Origin of the sequence: Shewanella xiamenensis (assembly GCF_014647135.1) — a bacterium.
Classification (GTDB): Bacteria; Pseudomonadota; Gammaproteobacteria; order Enterobacterales; family Shewanellaceae; genus Shewanella; species Shewanella xiamenensis.
In genome coordinates, this window is record NZ_BMOP01000010.1 from 1 (window position 1) to 16,330 (window position 16,330).

General features: G+C 44.9%; 13 protein-coding genes and 1 pseudogene. 5 read left to right on the plus strand and 9 right to left on the minus strand.

From position 1 onward, the window contains the following. The first annotated feature begins 277 nt into the window (after positions 1-277). Complete coding sequence (locus IEY09_RS10575; RefSeq protein WP_047535877.1) at positions 278-787, plus strand: hypothetical protein; 510 nt, start codon at positions 278-280, stop codon at positions 785-787. Between the two features lie 246 nt (positions 788-1,033). Here the strand turns inward: IEY09_RS10575 and IEY09_RS10580 are convergent. Next, a pseudogene (locus IEY09_RS10580) lies at positions 1,034-2,074 on the minus strand (AAA family ATPase); the annotation flags it as partial. A 75-nt stretch (positions 2,075-2,149) separates the two neighbouring features. On the opposite strand from IEY09_RS10580, the gene IEY09_RS10585 reads away from it, so the two are divergent. The 3 genes from IEY09_RS10585 (at position 2,150) to IEY09_RS10595 (ending at position 4,532) form a co-directional block, all read left to right on the plus strand. Then, entirely contained in the window at positions 2,150-3,127 is a 978-nt protein-coding gene (locus IEY09_RS10585) for a transposase (protein ID WP_188870988.1), read from the plus strand. A 488-nt stretch (positions 3,128-3,615) separates the two neighbouring features. After that, positions 3,616-4,038, plus strand: coding sequence for a hypothetical protein (locus tag IEY09_RS10590; protein WP_188870990.1), 423 nt, complete (start codon positions 3,616-3,618; stop codon positions 4,036-4,038). Between the two features lie 95 nt (positions 4,039-4,133). Then, positions 4,134-4,532, plus strand: coding sequence for a hypothetical protein (locus IEY09_RS10595; protein ID WP_188870991.1), 399 nt, complete (start codon positions 4,134-4,136; stop codon positions 4,530-4,532). 102 nt (positions 4,533-4,634) lie between these two features. Here the strand turns inward: IEY09_RS10595 and IEY09_RS10600 are convergent, their stop codons facing one another. The 8 genes from IEY09_RS10600 to nadK form a co-directional block, all read right to left on the minus strand. After that, positions 4,635-5,813 carry an AAA family ATPase gene (locus IEY09_RS10600; RefSeq protein ID WP_188870993.1) on the minus strand — a complete coding sequence of 393 codons (1,179 nt, stop codon included), beginning with the start codon at positions 5,811-5,813 and terminating at the stop codon, positions 4,635-4,637. 160 nt (positions 5,814-5,973) lie between these two features. Next, entirely contained in the window at positions 5,974-6,156 is a 183-nt protein-coding gene (locus IEY09_RS10605; RefSeq protein ID WP_188870995.1) for a hypothetical protein, read from the minus strand. Positions 6,157-6,355: 199 nt separating this feature from the next. Then, positions 6,356-6,925, minus strand: a complete 570-nt coding sequence (locus IEY09_RS10610; RefSeq protein WP_037425853.1) for a LutC/YkgG family protein — start codon at positions 6,923-6,925, stop codon at positions 6,356-6,358. A 1-nt stretch (position 6,926) separates the two neighbouring features. Next, positions 6,927-8,321 carry a lactate utilization protein B gene (locus IEY09_RS10615; protein WP_055648002.1) on the minus strand — a complete coding sequence of 465 codons (1,395 nt, stop codon included), beginning with the start codon at positions 8,319-8,321 and terminating at the stop codon, positions 6,927-6,929. Positions 8,322-8,331: 10 nt separating this feature from the next. Next, positions 8,332-9,075, minus strand: coding sequence for a (Fe-S)-binding protein (locus tag IEY09_RS10620; protein ID WP_037416062.1), 744 nt, complete (start codon positions 9,073-9,075; stop codon positions 8,332-8,334). 301 nt (positions 9,076-9,376) lie between these two features. Next, positions 9,377-12,181 (minus strand): FAD-binding and (Fe-S)-binding domain-containing protein, encoded by a 2,805-nt coding sequence (locus IEY09_RS10625; RefSeq protein ID WP_188870998.1) that lies wholly within the window; start codon positions 12,179-12,181, stop codon positions 9,377-9,379. 66 nt (positions 12,182-12,247) lie between these two features. Then, on the minus strand, positions 12,248-13,891 hold the full coding sequence (locus IEY09_RS10630) for an L-lactate permease (RefSeq protein WP_037425847.1): 1,644 nt from the start codon (positions 13,889-13,891) through the stop codon (positions 12,248-12,250). Positions 13,892-14,642: 751 nt separating this feature from the next. Continuing rightward, entirely contained in the window at positions 14,643-15,521 is an 879-nt protein-coding gene (gene nadK, locus IEY09_RS10635) for an NAD(+) kinase (protein WP_086023973.1), read from the minus strand. A 99-nt stretch (positions 15,522-15,620) separates the two neighbouring features. Between nadK and grpE the strand changes: the two genes are divergently transcribed. Next, on the plus strand, positions 15,621-16,241 hold the full coding sequence (gene grpE, locus IEY09_RS10640) for a nucleotide exchange factor GrpE (RefSeq protein WP_037416074.1): 621 nt from the start codon (positions 15,621-15,623) through the stop codon (positions 16,239-16,241). The last annotated feature ends 89 nt before the right edge of the window (positions 16,242-16,330 follow it).

Here is a 16,330-nt window from a genome sequence, read left to right on the forward strand (position 1 = left end):
ATTGTATTGCTTCCAGTTAGTTGTTTTATAGCGAGGTTTTGACACGATTGATGGGTGAGTTGATAGGCTATGCCGATCAGATCACCAGCTATGGTTTTAGTTCAACTGATTTAGGAAACAAAGCCTCGTTGAGATGGAGTTTCAGACAATCCCAATTATACGGATTTTTGATGAATGCTCAGACTTGTAATAATCAAATTTTATCGCCAGCAGAAGGTGCAGGTGATAACGTCAACCAACTGCGGTGCTTTTCGATCTGAATCTAGGCGTTAATTATATGAATATTAAACGCACCTTTTTCTATTATGAAAGAAACAGAAAACAACAAGCCAAAATGCTCGCTTTTAATATGCTTTTTTTGCCCGTTATCCTTTGGCTTATTTTGATATTCATTCCAAAAAGTGATCCTTTTTATAACGAATTTTTATTTTACGTAAAATATATTGTTGTGGTTTCTGAGCTTGCTCTGTTATCGCTAACAGCATGGTTGCTTACTCATCCTGCGAAATTTTATATCAAGCTGACAAACTCCGAGTTCAGCTCATTTCACCCTACTTTTAAAGAATGGACGTTCAGCGTCAATCCGCAAGACATTATTGAAATTGAGCACAGTACAGATATAGGATCAAACGCTAGCCTTATTTTAGTGAAAATGAATAATGGTTCATCAGTTTTATTGAGCCCTAACTATCCATATAAGCGAAGCGAACTATACGATGCATTGCGGTTAGTTAACCCAAATATAAAAACGCCCAACAACACTTGGTTGTTCCCTTATAAAAAGTAAAAAATCAATTATTGACTGTCCAATCTCAAAAATGGGATGTCATGTCCTGCAACTCACTGTAACCTTGCTTAACCAAACCAATTACTGCTCATTGGTTTTATTGGGTGGGTTAATATGTCTTAAATACACCAATATTTTAATGAGTTAGCTCAATTTCATGTCTCAGCTTTAGCTCGTACAAGTTGTAGACAAACCAAAAGTGCTTATGTTGTTGATCTAAAATGGATAGTCAGATTTTTACTGAAATCACACAGAATTATGGACACTACCATATCTTAACTTCGCTCTGCGATGGAGTTCATAGACTTCACAACCTAACAATGGCTCAGTTCTATTCAGTACTGCGCCAAAACGCTCAAAGTAGTCCTCATTAACTTGCTTTGCACTGATAAGTGGCACTTCCATACTGACATCTACACGCCCTTTACGTATCAACGCTGGGTCAAGATGATCAAGATGATTTGTGGTCATTATGACTAGACAGTCATCAAGAGGAATGATCCCGTCTAACGCGTTTAGTACGCCACCTAAAGTGAGTGGTGGGTTGTCTACATTGCTTTCAGCAGTACGTGATACCGTGGCCTTTACACAGTCACAGTCCTCTATTAACAACATCGCTCCGGGCGCTACCTTTCTAATTGCTTTATGAATAGTGGCATCATTGACAGTCGATAGATTCAATATGTATAGATCGCGATGATACTCAACCGCTAAGGCCCTCGCGATACCCGTCTTACCCGTGCCCGTTTTTCCATGTAGCAGTATGGTTAGCTTACTGACAACCGATTTTCCCCGACTTGCGAAGTTATCAACTTCCCTCATCAAGTCCTGCTTAAATCCTTCATCTAGCACTAAGTCACTAAAACCCGATGATTTCAATGTACCGTAGCGACACCATTCGGTTTCTTCGAAAATATTCACTTTCGGCTCAGTAGAAATGTCTCCACGAGTATCTTCTAAAAAACGATATAGTTTATCTTTTGCCCACCATGGTGCTCTTACAGTAATAGAATCGTATGCCATCGAACTATCGACCTTAGTACGGGTTGCCAACATAAAACAACCACCGTATTTAAACAGATGCATACCATAGCCGATAGACTTAACACTGACACGCCCGTCGTAATTCACACCATAGTCAAAGTACACAGCCTCAGAGATAGAACGTGAAAAAAACGGAATGGTAGTATTACTGATCAAAAAGGACAGCTTATTGAATATCTCTGTGCGTGCCTGATGGCTATCGTCTATAGTGAGCCGCACAAATAGCAGGCTACAGTGCAAAAACGGACACCCAACTTTAATAGCGTTGCTGTTAACCTCCGACTATGCTTTGGTTAAGCATTGAACAAGGAGGTTTGTATGCCGCGCCCTCGCCGAACCCAGATAAGTCTTGAAGACACACCCTATTACCATTGCTGTAGCCGCGTGGTACGACGTGCATTTTTATGTGGAGATGATGTCTATTCGGGTAAAAACTATGACCATCGCAGAGCTTGGGTTGAGTCATTATTATTTGAACTTGAAGCTGTTTTTGCCATCGATATCGCAGCATTTGCGGTGATGTCGAATCATCTGCATGTGGTGCTGCGGGTCGATATCGACAGTGCTAATCGCTGGACTGACCGCGAAGTGCTTGAGCAATGGCATAAATTGTTTAAAGGCGATGAGTTGACGCAAAAATTCGTTAAAGGTGAGTTAGTTGAAGCCTATGAGGTCAACCGATTAAAGCATTCCATCGCCCTTTATCGCAGTCGTTTGTGTGATATTTCATGGTTTATGCGCTGTTTGAATGAACCGATAGCAAGACAAGCAAATCAAGAAGATAACTGCACAGGTCGTTTCTGGGAAGGTCGGTTTAAATCCCAGGCCTTACTGGATGAAGCTGCGGTATTAGCCTGTATGGCCTATGTGGATTTAAATCCCATCAGAGCGCAACTCACTGATACGCCAGAACAATCCGACCATACCAGTATTCAACTACGTATTCGGGCGGCGTTAAAAGGTGAGCAGCCGAGCAATCTATTACCGTTTATTGGTAACGAGTGCGACAACCAACCCAATGGCATTGCGTTTTCCTTAACGGATTACCTTCAGTTGGTGGAAGATACAGGCCGAATTATTCGCAACGATAAACGTGGAAGCATCAGTGAGAATAGCGGTAAGTTACTGACAAAATTAAATATTCACCATGACAATTGGCTCAAGCTGACCACCGAGTTTGGCAAACTATTTCACGGTCCAGTGGGCACGCTGCAAGAACTGAGCGATTACTGCGAACATCTCGAAAAGCGACGACGGCACTTTGCGTCAAGCTGCCAGCACTTACGCTGCAACTGACAACGACTTATATAACTTCGAAAATAATCATCGCCTAACATCTTTCAAGCACTATGGGCTCACTTGCCACGTCTGAAATACACTATTTTTGAATAAATTAGTTCAATTTATGCCTCAGATTCAGTTCTCGCGACGTTTGATCGCTCTCGTTTAAACCATTTGAGCCTGAGCTGGTTGCTGGCAAACTGAAAGTGCATTATGTTATTGATTTATACTGGGTGGCCAGATTTACTGCCAGATTTACTCTCATCATCAAAACCAAGAGTTTTCTGTTGGCTTTGCATGCCATGAATCAATGGCATGTAATCCTTATGCTAATAATTTAGCCGAGTTCGTTGGTAAATATTTAAATTAAATCAACAACTAAAAATCATAACAAGTGCCATCAATCGGACTTGGGTAAACTGTCACCGTTTTTGCAAAAAGACGCATAAAAGCCGCCATCTTCACCAATCCGGTAAGCTAGGCGTAGCTATACAAGGAGTTTCATGAGCGATCCGCAAAAAACTTGGGAAGAGTATTACGCCCGAATCAAAAACAGAAAAATAGATGAAGCAACTCAACTATGGAATGCTGTTGTAAGCTCTGGAGCAAATGAGGAAACAGTTTTCGCTATGGATTTCTCTCATTTTTGTGACGTTTCATCGAAGTTAAATGAATTAGCTCAACAACTCAGTGAAAACTATGAAATCGAGCTTAGTGAAGTTGACGAAAAAGGGTATCAACTCTTAACTGGTACAACTCGCCCCTATGGTAATGAATTGAGCGAAGAAGATTTCATAAACTGGGTCGCTTTTATGTGTGACGTGGCTCAGTCATACAGTTGCGTATTTTCAGAGTTTTCTCTGGAAAGCCCAGAACTTGGCTTAGTATGGTCAAATACAGAATTTGAATCAGAGAAGTATAGTTAACAAGTTACTCAAAAGGACGCAAAACGCTTGGCTTGCGCTCCTTCGTCGCTCATTTTAGCCAAGCATTTATGCGCCCATTAGTAAGGCGTTAACCCTTGCGTGAAGCTATGAGAAGACTATTACCAATTCTTTTATTTCTTTTTACATTGCAATCAAATGCTAAAGAATTTGATTTACCGTTGAAAATTTCATGGGAGACAGAAAAAGGGATTGTCAGTCGAGAAATTAACTCACAAAACATTATCGAAGTAAGCAATGCTCTTTCTGAAGACAGAAAAAATATTTCATTCAAGCTAGAGGTTACTTCAGTGATACTTGATGAAACCAGTTCACAAATAGCATTTATCGGGTATTGGTGCGTGGTAAGTCGAGTGGGTGATATTGAGTATTTAAATGTGAGTGAATCAGATGTTATTTCTGTTGGCAATAATCAGGTTGCAAATTTTGACTGTGGGAATAATTTCAAAGTGAACGTGGAATGGGTTAACAAATAAGGATAGGCCGCGCGTAGCCGCGACCCATTCTCAAAAGGCATGGCAAGTGTTGAACAAGCCCGATGCTGGTTGTTGACACTTTATTATGCAAATAGCGGAGGGTTACACTGGCTTACAACACACTCCATATCTTAACTTCGCTCTGCGATGGAGTTCATAGACTTCACAACCTAACAATGGCTCAGTTCTATTCAGCACTGCGCCAAAACGCTCAAAGTAGTCCTCATTAACTTGCTTTGCACTGATAAGTGGTACTTCCATACTGACATCTACACGACCTTTACGTATTAACGCTGGGTCAAGATGATCAAGATGATTTGTGGTCATTATGACAAGGCAATCATCAAGAGGGACGATTCCGTCTAAGGCGTTTAGAACGCCACCTAAAGTGAGTGGTGGGTTATCTACATTGCTTTCAGCAGTACGTGATACCGTGGCCTTTACACAGTCACAGTCCTCTATTAACAACATCGCTCCGGGCGCTACCTTTCTAATTGCTTTATGAATAGTGGCATCATTGACAGTCGATAGATTCAATATGTATAGATCGCGATGATACTCAACCGCTAAGGCTCTCGCTATACCCGTCTTACCTGTACCCGTTTTTCCATGTAACAGTATGGTTAGCTTACTGACAACCGATTTTCCCCGACTTGCGAAGTTATCAACTTCCCTCATCAAGTCCTGCTTAAACCCTTCATCTAGCACTAAGTCACTAAAACCCGATGATTTCAATGTACCGTAGCGACACCATTCGGTTTCTTCGAAAATATTCACTTTCGGCTCATTAGAGATGTCTCCACGAGTATCTTCTAAAAAACGATATAGTTTATCTTTTGCCCACCATGGTGCTCTTACAGTAATAGAATCGTATGCCATCGAACTATCGACCTTAGTACGAGTTGCCAACATAAAACAACCACCGTATTTAAACAGATGCATACCATAGCCGATAGACTTAACACTGACACGCCCGTCGTAATTCACACCATAGTCAAAGTAAACAGCCTCAGAGATAGAACGTGAAAAAAACGGAATGGTAGTATTACTGATCAAAAAGGACAGCTTATTGAATATCTCTGTGCGTGCCTGATGGCTATCATCTATAGTGAGCCGCACAAATAGCAGGCTACTGAGCCAACTTAACAGTTTCGCGGGGACATCTTTTAGCATGTAGCCTACGAGTCCAATTAACGTAAATGTTAATACTCCAACAATGACTGCCGTCAACAAAGGATCACTATTGGTGAGCGCCTTTATTTGTAGTAATACCTCGTTCATTTACTCACCTTTACTATAAATGCCTAATAGATATAGTCGAGAATACGACCAGCCGCGTCGAGGATACTCGTAAGGTATCCTCAGTATTGCGCTATCGCATCTGGTTAAAGCGACTTGATAAAGATCCTTTACTTATCACTAGTACTAGTACTAGTACTAGCTATTGCTTTAGGCTGCGGCGCTCATCAAAGAGCAGTACGGCGCGGCCTTGCATCCACTGATTGACTTGCACTACATCCGTGTTTAACAGCCCGTTCGCCATCTTATAGGCAGGACGCCTGAATGTCGTGCAATGCAGGGATACGTGAGAACGACCATGGCTCTCGTTCATAAGCTTAGACATCCTATATTTCTCTATTCACCGAGTCGGCGGCGAATGCCATGGCAAGCCTGTACCTGTAGGCGAATAACCCTTATAAATCAAATGTTTCAAATATTGTTATGCTAAATTTTAAATAAGAAAGCCGCCAATAAAGGTCGGCTTTCATGTTTCGATTGTCCCGTAACCTTTGCGTTTCTTGGTTACATTAAATCTTGAGGCATTACAGCAAATACACGTTCGAGCTGCAGGCGCCGTGAGCACCGACGACGAGGGCTTGTTCGATATCGGCGGTTTTTGAGGGACCGGCGATAAACACCCCAAACTCACCTGAGGCTAGCGTGATTTCTTTTGCCGCTTGATGCATGTTTGGCACAATCTTATTGGCTGGCAGGGCTAAGATCAGGTTTTCACAGATAAAAGGCGTTACTCTGTGGCCTAAGTTCTTATTGTTTACCCAAATGGCACCATTTTCGGCAACACCAATATCCCCAGGTATCACCGCATAATCGATATCCCTGAGCTCGTGAGCCGTTGGTGGCACATCACGGTTTGCTGTGATGCCCTCAACGAGGGAGATAACCTGTAAGCCTTGGGCGACAAGCTCATCCACTTTGGCTTGCAGTGCCGCGAGGCCGCCTTCACGGTGAAGTGTACCCGCAACGGTTTTCAGATTGGTTTCAAACTGGCCAACCAGATCTTCAACCCTTGGGGCGACATCGATGCTTGGCATAGGATGGTTTGTTAAAGCCGACAGTTTGAGCGCATTGAGAATTTCGTGCTTACTAGACATCTTATAGGCTCCTGTGTTTCTTAAACCAAGCTTCGAAGCTGGAGTTGGGGGCGACTGGCAGTTCACGGTATTTACCCCAGGCACCGCTAAAGGGCTTGAGCAGACTACCGGGCAGAATGCGCAGTGCAGTTCGGGCCGCGCCCATTGAGCAATTGAGCAGAGTAGTGCTTGCCATAAATTTACCCACTAATGGCATATAGCCGTTTTTGCCGTAGGGGAGTTGTCCGGCTTCGGCCTTAAGGCGTCTGTGGTGGTGAATAATCTTATCGAGCGGCACCTTGGTCGGGCAGACATAGGTACAGCTACCACACAGAGTACAAGCCCAAGCGATGGAGTTGGTATCGTCATGCTTGGCACCCACCGCAATCCCAATCGGGCCGGGAATGGTGTAGTTGTAGCTGTAACCACCAGAGCGGCGATACACAGGACAAGTATTTAAACAACCGCCGCAACGAATACATTTCAATGATTCGGCAAGGATTTTATCCTTCATCATCTCGGTACGGCCGTTATCGACGATGATCACATGCATCTCTCCATCGACCTGTGGTCCACGGTAGAAGGCGCTATAAGTAGTGACGGGTTGGCCAGTTGCGTTGCGTGCGAGGGTGCGTAGTAACACGGCGGCGCTGTCGATATCGGGGACAATTTTGTCGATCCCCATTGAATGCAACTGCAACTTGGGCAGGTTAGCGCCCATATCGGCGTTACCTTCGTTGGTACAAACGACCACGGCGCCCTTATCGGCAATCGCCATGTTTACCCCTGTCATGGCGGCATCGGCGCTGAGGAATTTTTCACGCAAATGCGCGCGGGCGGCACGGGTTAAATACAAGGGATCGGCTGCCCCCGCTTTAGTGCCGAGTTTCTCATGGAAGAGGTCACCAACTTCTTCTTTTTTCATGTGGATAGCGGGCACCACAATGTGCGAAGGCGGCATTTTCGCGAGCTGAATAATCCGTTCACCTAAGTCGGTGTCGATGACTTCAATTCCACGCTGCTCTAAGTAAGGATTGAGATGACATTCCTCGGTGAGCATGGATTTGGACTTAACTAACTTCTTCACTTTATGGCTAGCTAAGATCTCGTGCACGATACGGTTGTGCTCGGCGCCATCTTTGGCCCAATGCACTTTGATGCCGTTGGCAAGACAGTTTTGCTCAAAGGTTTCAAGGTATTGTGCAAGGTTGGTTAAGGTGTGCAGTTTGATTTCAGAACCTAACTGACGCAGTTGCTCCCATTCGGGTAAGCTGCCAGCGGCGCGATCGCGTTTTTCGCGCAGCACCCAAAGGGCTTTAGAGTGCCAGTCAACTCGGGTTTCATCGCGGCAGAAAATATCGGCTTTATGAGCGTGAACCTGTGAACCCGTGGCCCCGTGATTATGTTGATATGCCATAGTGGGTCTCCTAGAGCGCGGCGTTAAGCACTTGCGCTATGTGGCGAATTTCAATCGGCAATTGCTGTCTGCGGATCATGCCATCGAGGTGCAAGAGGCAAGAGGGATCGAAGCCAACCACATATTGCGCGCCTGTTGCCGCGTGGGCTTGGGCTTTGTCTTTACCCATCTTGGCGGATACGGCTCCTTCATCGACGGCAAAAGTACCACCAAAGCCACAGCATTCATCGCGACGGTCTGGATAGACAATGTCGATACCAGCGATATTGGCAAGCACGGCTTCAACTTTGTTGAATCGCGGGCCCATTTGCTCGCTTGGCGTGGCAAGGCTCAGCATACGAATGCCGTGACAGCTTAGTTGCAGGCTGATCTTATGGGCAAAAGGTTTGTTGAAGGCGGGAATGGGAGCGATATCGTGGAGGAACTCGGTCAGCTCATAGAGTTTGTCGATAACGGCTTGAGCTTCTGGGCTGCTATCAAACTCGTGGAAATTTTCTTTGGCGGCCACTAAACAAGAAGCGGCAGGACAAACAATGGCATCGCATTCTACACCTTTGAAAGCATTGAGTAATTTCAAGGTGGTACTGCGTGCTGCATCAAAGCAACCCGAGTTAGTCATCGGTTGGCCACAGCAAGTTTGGCCTGCGGGTAGAATCACTTGGTGTCCGAGTTTTTCCAGTAATTCCAGAGTGGCAATGGCCACATCCGGCATCATTTGGTTAACAAGACACGGGATGAAAAGGGCGATTTTCATTGTGCTTTCTCTTTCTTGTTAGTGAACGACATTGCCTTGCATTGTGGCCCCAAAGTCCACACAAATGCTAAGGTAGTTGATCCAATATAGGCTTATCTAAAGTAAATAAGTAGCCCTAATTTAGTAAATGATCTACTAGATTTTTGCAAAAATGAGAAGTTTTTAACAATATGATTTTAAATGGTTAATTTGGTTTTTATTTTAAGATTTATTTCGTTAACTTTGCGGATTTGTCGATAAATGAGAATAGTTTTCTTCTAAAGAAAAACGGGGCTATCTTTAGCCCCGTTTGGTCAGTGTGTTAGCGACTGCACTCTTCGAGCAGATACGCTAAGTGGCGGTAGGAAATACCACTGTGTTGGGTCAAACCAACCTCGCACATACGGTTGGCGTAATAGCCTTCTTTAACCTCAACTGGGATTAACTTCTTAATATTGCGCAGGGCGCTGGCGTTGATTTCTGGCTTATATAAACCTTTTTCACCGGCGTATCCACAACATTCAATACCCGCGGGTTTGAGCACTTGCGCCGAGCAAGCATTGGCAATGGCTTGCATCTTAGGCTCTAACTTCATCTTGCGAGCACTACAACCTAAGTGCAAAGCAACATTGACCTTTTTGTTGATGGTCAGCTTGTCCAGCAGCTTGTCGTGCATAAACTCAACTAGATCCGTTATTTGTATCTTTGGGTTACCCGTGAGGGTGCGATAAGTACAAGATAGGGCATCGACTAACACTGGGATCTTGCCGCCATTGCTCATCTTGCTGAGCACATCGATAAGCTCCTGGCGTTTGGCGTCGGCGTTTTTAAAGTCGCCCTTTGATTCCCACATTTGGCCGCAGCATAAATCGCGGGTCTTTTCTGGCGTGATAACGTTATAGCCCGCGCGCTCTAGTAGGGTTACAACCACTTCTGGCAAGGTGCGATTATCCGGATCTTTCGGCGTTGGACCAAAGGTGCGGCCACCACAGGCTGGGAAGTAAACTACAGTTTCTTGGCCTGCTTTGGCGGGTGACGGTTTAGGCAGTTTGCCGCCTTTGGGGAAGTCCGGATTCCAGTAGGGCACTTCTTTAGAAATCAGCCGACCCGTTTTCATCAGTGCATTAGTAATGCCATCGCCGGTGATTTTATGGATAACGCCAAGTACATCAAAGCCCGTACTGATCACTTGGTTTACCGCGCCAAAATGCTTGGCTTGGAAATCCAATACTTTTTGCTCTGTGGTGCTGATATAAGGTGTACGTAGTTTACGGACTAACTGACCCATGCTGTTATCGACTGGACAGGCGATAGTACAAAGCTGACAGGCGGCGCAGGTATCAATCACATCGTATTTTGCATCGGCGCGCATTTTAGCGGCCGCAGCTTTATCACCGGACTGCTCTAAACGCTCGATTTCACGCAGAGTAGCGATCCGCTGACGTGGCGAGAAGTTAAGTGCTGATGTTGGGCAGGTTTTTTCGCAGAAGCCACATTCGATACATCTATCAACAAAATCATCGACTACAGGACAGGGCTTAATATTTTTAACGTGAACGTTCGCATCATCGTTAAGAATAACGCCTGGGTTTAGAATACCCTGAGGATCAAATAGTTGTTTGATGCTCTTCATCAAAGTGTAAGCATCTTGTCCCCATTCTTTTTCAACAAACGGTGCCACAGCGCGGCCGGTGCCATGCTCAGCTTTCATTGAGCCGTTGTACTTGTTAATCACCATATCGGCAATATCGTCCATAAAGGCATGGAAGCGGTCGATATCGGCTTGAGTGGAGAAGGTAGGAGTAATAATGAAGTGGAAGTTACCTGCCAGCGCGTGGCCATAAATACAGCCTTCAGGGTAACCATGTTTATGGAAAAGCTCAGTGATATCGTGAGCTGCTGCGGCTAGATGTTCAAGCTCAAAGGCCACGTCTTCGATGATAACTGAGGTTCCTTTTGGACGCTCGCCACCGACAATGGGGAAAAGCCCTTTACGCATCGCCCAGTACTTGTCGTAAACCGCGGGATTGGTACTGAATTCCATCGGACGGATGAAGTCAAAACCAGCCAGCTTGGTACTGACATCTTGGGTATAGCGTTCGAGCGTTTGAGCATCATCCGCACGGGATTCAATCAATAGAATCGCGGATAACGCAGGCAGTTCCGACAACCAATCTGGCATGCCTGGCTTGCCTGTTACCGCTTTAATGGATGGCCAGTCAAGGAGTTCGGCCGCAGAAACACTTTCACCATTAATCAGCGGAATGGCGCGTGCAGCATCTTCCATATTATGGAATACAGCCATGGCTGAGGCTTTAAATTTAGCTTCATTTACAGTGTGGTAAGTGACTTCGTTAATGAAAGCTAACGTACCTTCCATCCCGACCATTAAGTGGTTAATGATGTCAAATGGGTCGGTAAAATCGATTAAGGAGTTAATACCGTAGCCAGTGGTATTTTTGATGGAATACTTTTTACGAATGCGCTCGGCTAATACGGTGTTATGGCGTGTCAGATGGGAGAGCTCGCTCAGATCTTGCAGTAATTTTCCGTGGGTCTTAGCAAACTCAGCCTTAGATTTTTCACAGCCAGTATCGAGTTCAGTGCCATCGGCAAACAACAGTTTTGCCGATGCGATGGTTTGGTAACTGTTTTGAGCAGTACCACAGCACATGCCTGAAGCGTTGTTAGCAACAATTCCGCCAATTTTTGCCGAAGCAATCGTCGCTGGATCGGGGCCGATTTTGCGATTCAGTGGCGCTAGCACAGCATTCGCGTCTGAACCAATAACTGCGGCACCTAAGGTAATTTGTTTTGCATCGCTACTGACTTCAATCTTTCTAAAACCATCATGGCCAAGGATAAGTAGTATCCCTTCACCAATCGCTTGGCCAGATAAACTGGTGCCTGCTGCTCTAAATGTGACGGGCGCATTATGCTTGCGGGCAACGGCTAAGGTGAGTTTTACCTGTTCTAAGGTCTCGGCATGGACAACAACTTCGGGCACGATTCTGAAGTAGCTGGCATCGGTAGACCAAGCAAAACGACGGACGGGATCATCCGTCACCGGACGATCACCTAATTGTGTTCTGAGATCACTGATGACCTCTTTGTAGTTAATCGACATAACATCACTCTCTTTATCTTATAGAAGAAAGTCGAAGTCACTCGGCGTGACTTCGAACAAGATGGATTAGAAGCCACCCCAAAGTGTTGCGATAGTGCCTGCAAGTAAGGCGTAACCAAGGGCAACAGGCATTGTTTTACGAATAATTTCCGACTCTCTACCCGCCATACCTACTACAGTTGCTGCGGCAACCACGTTCATTACGCACATCATGTTACCGGCGTTTGCACCGATACCTTGCAGTGCCAATACCAGCGTATGGTTCATGCCAACATTATCAGCCACACTGTATTGCAGGCTTGAGAACATCATGTTTGAGAACGTCGCTGAACCTGACAGGAAAGCACCAAAAATCCCCACGATAGGCGCCATCCATGCCCATACTGCGCCCATTGAATGGCCCAACATATCGGCTAAGGCCACTGGCATAGAGGCTAGTCCAGCACCATTAGCACCTGAGTTTAAGAAGATTTTCACCATAGGTACTGAAGCACCTAATGAAATAATCGTCGGTAACATTGATTTGCATGAAACACCGATGGATTGCTTAATCGCAGGACTTTTCATTTTGAACAGGAAGAAACCGATAATACACACTGCGACGAAGAAGGCGCCAGGAGCGTATAAGGTTGCAAAGCTCGCTTTAAGCTCAGTACCCATAAGGCCTGTCCAGCTAATGTTGAAACTCGATAACCAAGCTTTCAGTGGTGTGACTGTACGAGATAACACTAACAGCGCAGCCATGATGATATAAGGTGTCCAGGCGGCAATTTGTGAAAACTGGGCTTTCGCTTCGATCTTCACACCTTCTTGGTTGTCATTCTCTGCGAAATCATTCCAAGGTGTTTTAGGCAGTAGGTAGCCCTTACGCGCAACAGGGATCACCAGTGCCATACCGATTAATGCACCAATAACCGATGGGAATTCAGGGCCTGCAAGGTAGTTAATAATCCAGGCGGGGACAGTAAAGGCAAGACCTGCGAAAATCGCAAATTTCCAAATGGCTAAGCCTTCTTTAAAGGATTTGTTGCGGCCAAAGAAGCCGGTCAGCATTGTCACCATAACCAGTGGAATTAATGAACCTGTGATTAAGTCGATAGTGATCATATGCATTACGATATATCGAGCATAACCCGCATAGGTTCCACCATGGGCAGCAAACTGCTCAGCAGCCATGCTTACACCACCTTGGATAAGACCCTGTTCCATCCCAAAGAGCACGGGTAAACCAATTGCCCCAAATGATACGCAGGCTGAGTCAGCAATTAAGGCGACTACGGCGGCGGCGACAGGAGGTACTCCCAGTAATACCAGCAGTGGCGCGCCAATGGCGGCTGGCGTACCAAAGCCTGCGCTACCTTCGATAAAGGCGCCGAATAACCAACAAATAATAATCACCTGTACACGGGCATCGGCACTGATGTTAGTGAAGCCTGCTCGGATAGTATCCATTGCACCTGAATATTTCAGAGTATTAAGTAGGAATACCGCACCGAAGATGATGGTTAATGGCGTGATCGCTGACAGCAGTCCTTCAAGAACGGATGCGGCCAATAGAGTGGTATCCATTTGCCAAATAAATACGGCGGCGATGGCCGTAACTACCATGGAAATGGGCATAGCTTTTGACGCGGGCATTCTCAGTAATACAAGAAAGATCATTACACTGAGCACTGGCGTCAAGCTGGCGAAGAGTTGGAGTATTGTCATGCTTGCCTCTACATAAAGTGGTCTGTCTTATTTTTTATAGGAATCTTATTGGTGCTTCGATATCAGAACTTATGGTGGATAAATCAGCAGTATTCACTACTAATAATCACTGTTACGACATTCTGTGGTGTGTACTAGACGCTATTCGGGGTTGAACTTATATGATCTAGATCATTTTGACTGCTGTATGAAATGCTAATTTACAGTGCTGCGGGAGGCTTCTCTCATAGGATTTCTTCAACTGTGACCAACGTCACTTAAAGAGTGGTTTGTATATTCCTGTTATTAGTAATTTATTTAGCTTTTATGCTTTTTAGTTATAAAAAATCAGATCTTCACTAAATTAGCGATCAGTATTGCAATTAACTGATCCATTTATTTCATTAATGGGCACTTAATGAATTTTTAAGACAATATTAAGGTGTGATCTGCGTCACTCAGGCTCTCATTAAAAGGAACGGTGGTTTTTAATGATTTATTTTAAATATATGATTTTTATTATTTTATATGATTTTTAGATGGAGATTTTTAGCGTGATCTAGCTCACGCTTTATCGGGCGGGGAAATTGAGTGTGAGCAATGTCACTTTATGAAATATGAGTTAATCTGAAATTTAATAACGGTTAATAAAGCTGTTTACAGCAATGCAGCTGCACAACTCCATTTTGTTAACAACTATAGTCAGTCATTGTCTATATTTTTTTATGGTAGGTTGCTTGAGTTAAGCTTCGCATCATCTCATCGTACAAACTCAAAACAACTTACTGCCCCAGCCAAGTTTGCTTCGTAATACATGGAAGTAATTATGGCCTTTAGGATGGATAAGCCTAAGTTGCTCAGAGCTGCGGCGCACGATGATCTCATCACCGGGTAATACTGCTAAATGCACATGGCCATCACAGCTAACCTCAAGGTTTTCGCCATTTTCAGGGGAAACCACCATCTTAATGGTGCTGCAAGCATCGACCACAATAGGACGGCATGACAAGGTGTGTGGAAACATCGGGACTAAAATTAATGCCTGTAAATTGGGGGTGAGAATCGCCCCACCTGCTGACAGTGCATAGGCGGTTGACCCCGTGGGAGTGGAAACTATCATGCCATCGGCGCGTTGGCTGTACATGAATTGGTTGTCTATATAGACTTCAAATTCAATCATATGAGCGATTTTGCCCGGATGCAGCACTGCTTCATTGACCGCGGTATTACTGGCTTTTAGCTGTCCATGGCGATAGACCTCTGCCTCAAGTAAAAAACGGTGCTCGGTATCAAACTCACCATCGAGCACTTTAGCGAGCGCTTCTTCGAATGCATCCGGTGGTAAATCCGTTAAAAAGCCAAGGTTGCCACGGTTTACACCAATCACGCCCACATCGAAGCGCGCCAGCACTCTGGCGGCGCCGAGCATATTGCCATCACCGCCAACGACTATCGCTAAATCACAACGCTCGCCAATCTCTAATAAATCAACCGCCACAATTTGTGGGCCTAACTCAGTTGCTACCCGCTCTTCTACGAGGACTTCATAACCTTGCATCGTCAGCCAGTGGTGCAGACGTTTGAGGGTTTGATTTGTCCCTGGATGATGCGGCTTACCAATTAGGCCAATGGTGTGGAACTTTGTGGTCATATTTATGCTAGATCTGGCCTTAGGCCTTGAAACGTCAAAATTGATCCCCATAATATGCCCAGAGTATTTAGAAACAAAGCATTTTTAGCTGGAGTGAAAATGAGCAACGAGTCGATTAAAGCAGAACAGGATCTGATCCAAGAGGGTGTAGAGTCTGAAGTTTCTACCGAAGAAGCAAGTCTGATTGATGAGCTTACCCAAGCCAATTTCCGTATTGAAGAGCTGGAACAGTTACTCGCTGACGCTTTGGCGAAAGTTGATGAGCAAAAAGATTCAGTAATACGTGCAGCTGCCGAAGTGGATAACATTCGTCGTCGCGCTGCGATGGATGTAGAGAAAGCCAATAAGTTTGCTCTGGAAAAATTCGCCAACGAATTGCTGCCAGTGATAGACAATATGGAGCGAGCGCTGCAAGGGACTAATCCGCAGGATGAAACCACTAAAGCTATCTATGAAGGTGTTGAGTTAACACAAAAGAGTTTGTTGACCGCTGTGGCGAAATTTGGTGTAAAACAAATTGATCCTCAAGGACAAGCCTTCAACCCTGATCAACATCAAGCGATTGGTATGCAACCAAGTGCTGAATTCCCAGCCAATACTGTGATGTTAGTGATGCAAAAAGGCTATGAACTGAATAGCCGTTTATTGCGCCCAGCCATGGTGATGGTGTCTCAAGGTGGCCCTAGCCAAGAGTCTGCTTCGATTGATATTGAAGCGTAAGCGGTAAAACGTTAAACCAATAAAAAGGACTGCAGATGCAGTCCTTTTTAGTTTAAAACTTTTATTGTAAGTTAATCAGTAGCTTATTT

Coding starts and splice junctions, on each gene's coding strand:
- IEY09_RS10575 (WP_047535877.1), top strand. CDS start 278: ATGAATATTAAACGCACCTTTTTCTATTATGAAAGAAACAGAAAACAA.
- IEY09_RS10585 (WP_188870988.1), top strand. CDS start 2,150: ATGCCGCGCCCTCGCCGAACCCAGATAAGTCTTGAAGACACACCCTAT.
- IEY09_RS10590 (WP_188870990.1), top strand. CDS start 3,616: ATGAGCGATCCGCAAAAAACTTGGGAAGAGTATTACGCCCGAATCAAA.
- IEY09_RS10600 (WP_188870993.1), bottom strand. CDS start 5,813: ATGAACGAGGTATTACTACAAATAAAGGCGCTCACCAATAGTGATCCT.
- IEY09_RS10605 (WP_188870995.1), bottom strand. CDS start 6,156: ATGTCTAAGCTTATGAACGAGAGCCATGGTCGTTCTCACGTATCCCTG.
- IEY09_RS10610 (WP_037425853.1), bottom strand. CDS start 6,925: ATGTCTAGTAAGCACGAAATTCTCAATGCGCTCAAACTGTCGGCTTTA.
- IEY09_RS10615 (WP_055648002.1), bottom strand. CDS start 8,321: ATGGCATATCAACATAATCACGGGGCCACGGGTTCACAGGTTCACGCT.
- IEY09_RS10620 (WP_037416062.1), bottom strand. CDS start 9,075: ATGAAAATCGCCCTTTTCATCCCGTGTCTTGTTAACCAAATGATGCCG.
- IEY09_RS10625 (WP_188870998.1), bottom strand. CDS start 12,181: ATGTCGATTAACTACAAAGAGGTCATCAGTGATCTCAGAACACAATTA.
- IEY09_RS10630 (WP_037425847.1), bottom strand. CDS start 13,891: ATGACAATACTCCAACTCTTCGCCAGCTTGACGCCAGTGCTCAGTGTA.
- nadK (WP_086023973.1), bottom strand. CDS start 15,521: ATGACCACAAAGTTCCACACCATTGGCCTAATTGGTAAGCCGCATCAT.
- grpE (WP_037416074.1), top strand. CDS start 15,621: ATGAGCAACGAGTCGATTAAAGCAGAACAGGATCTGATCCAAGAGGGT.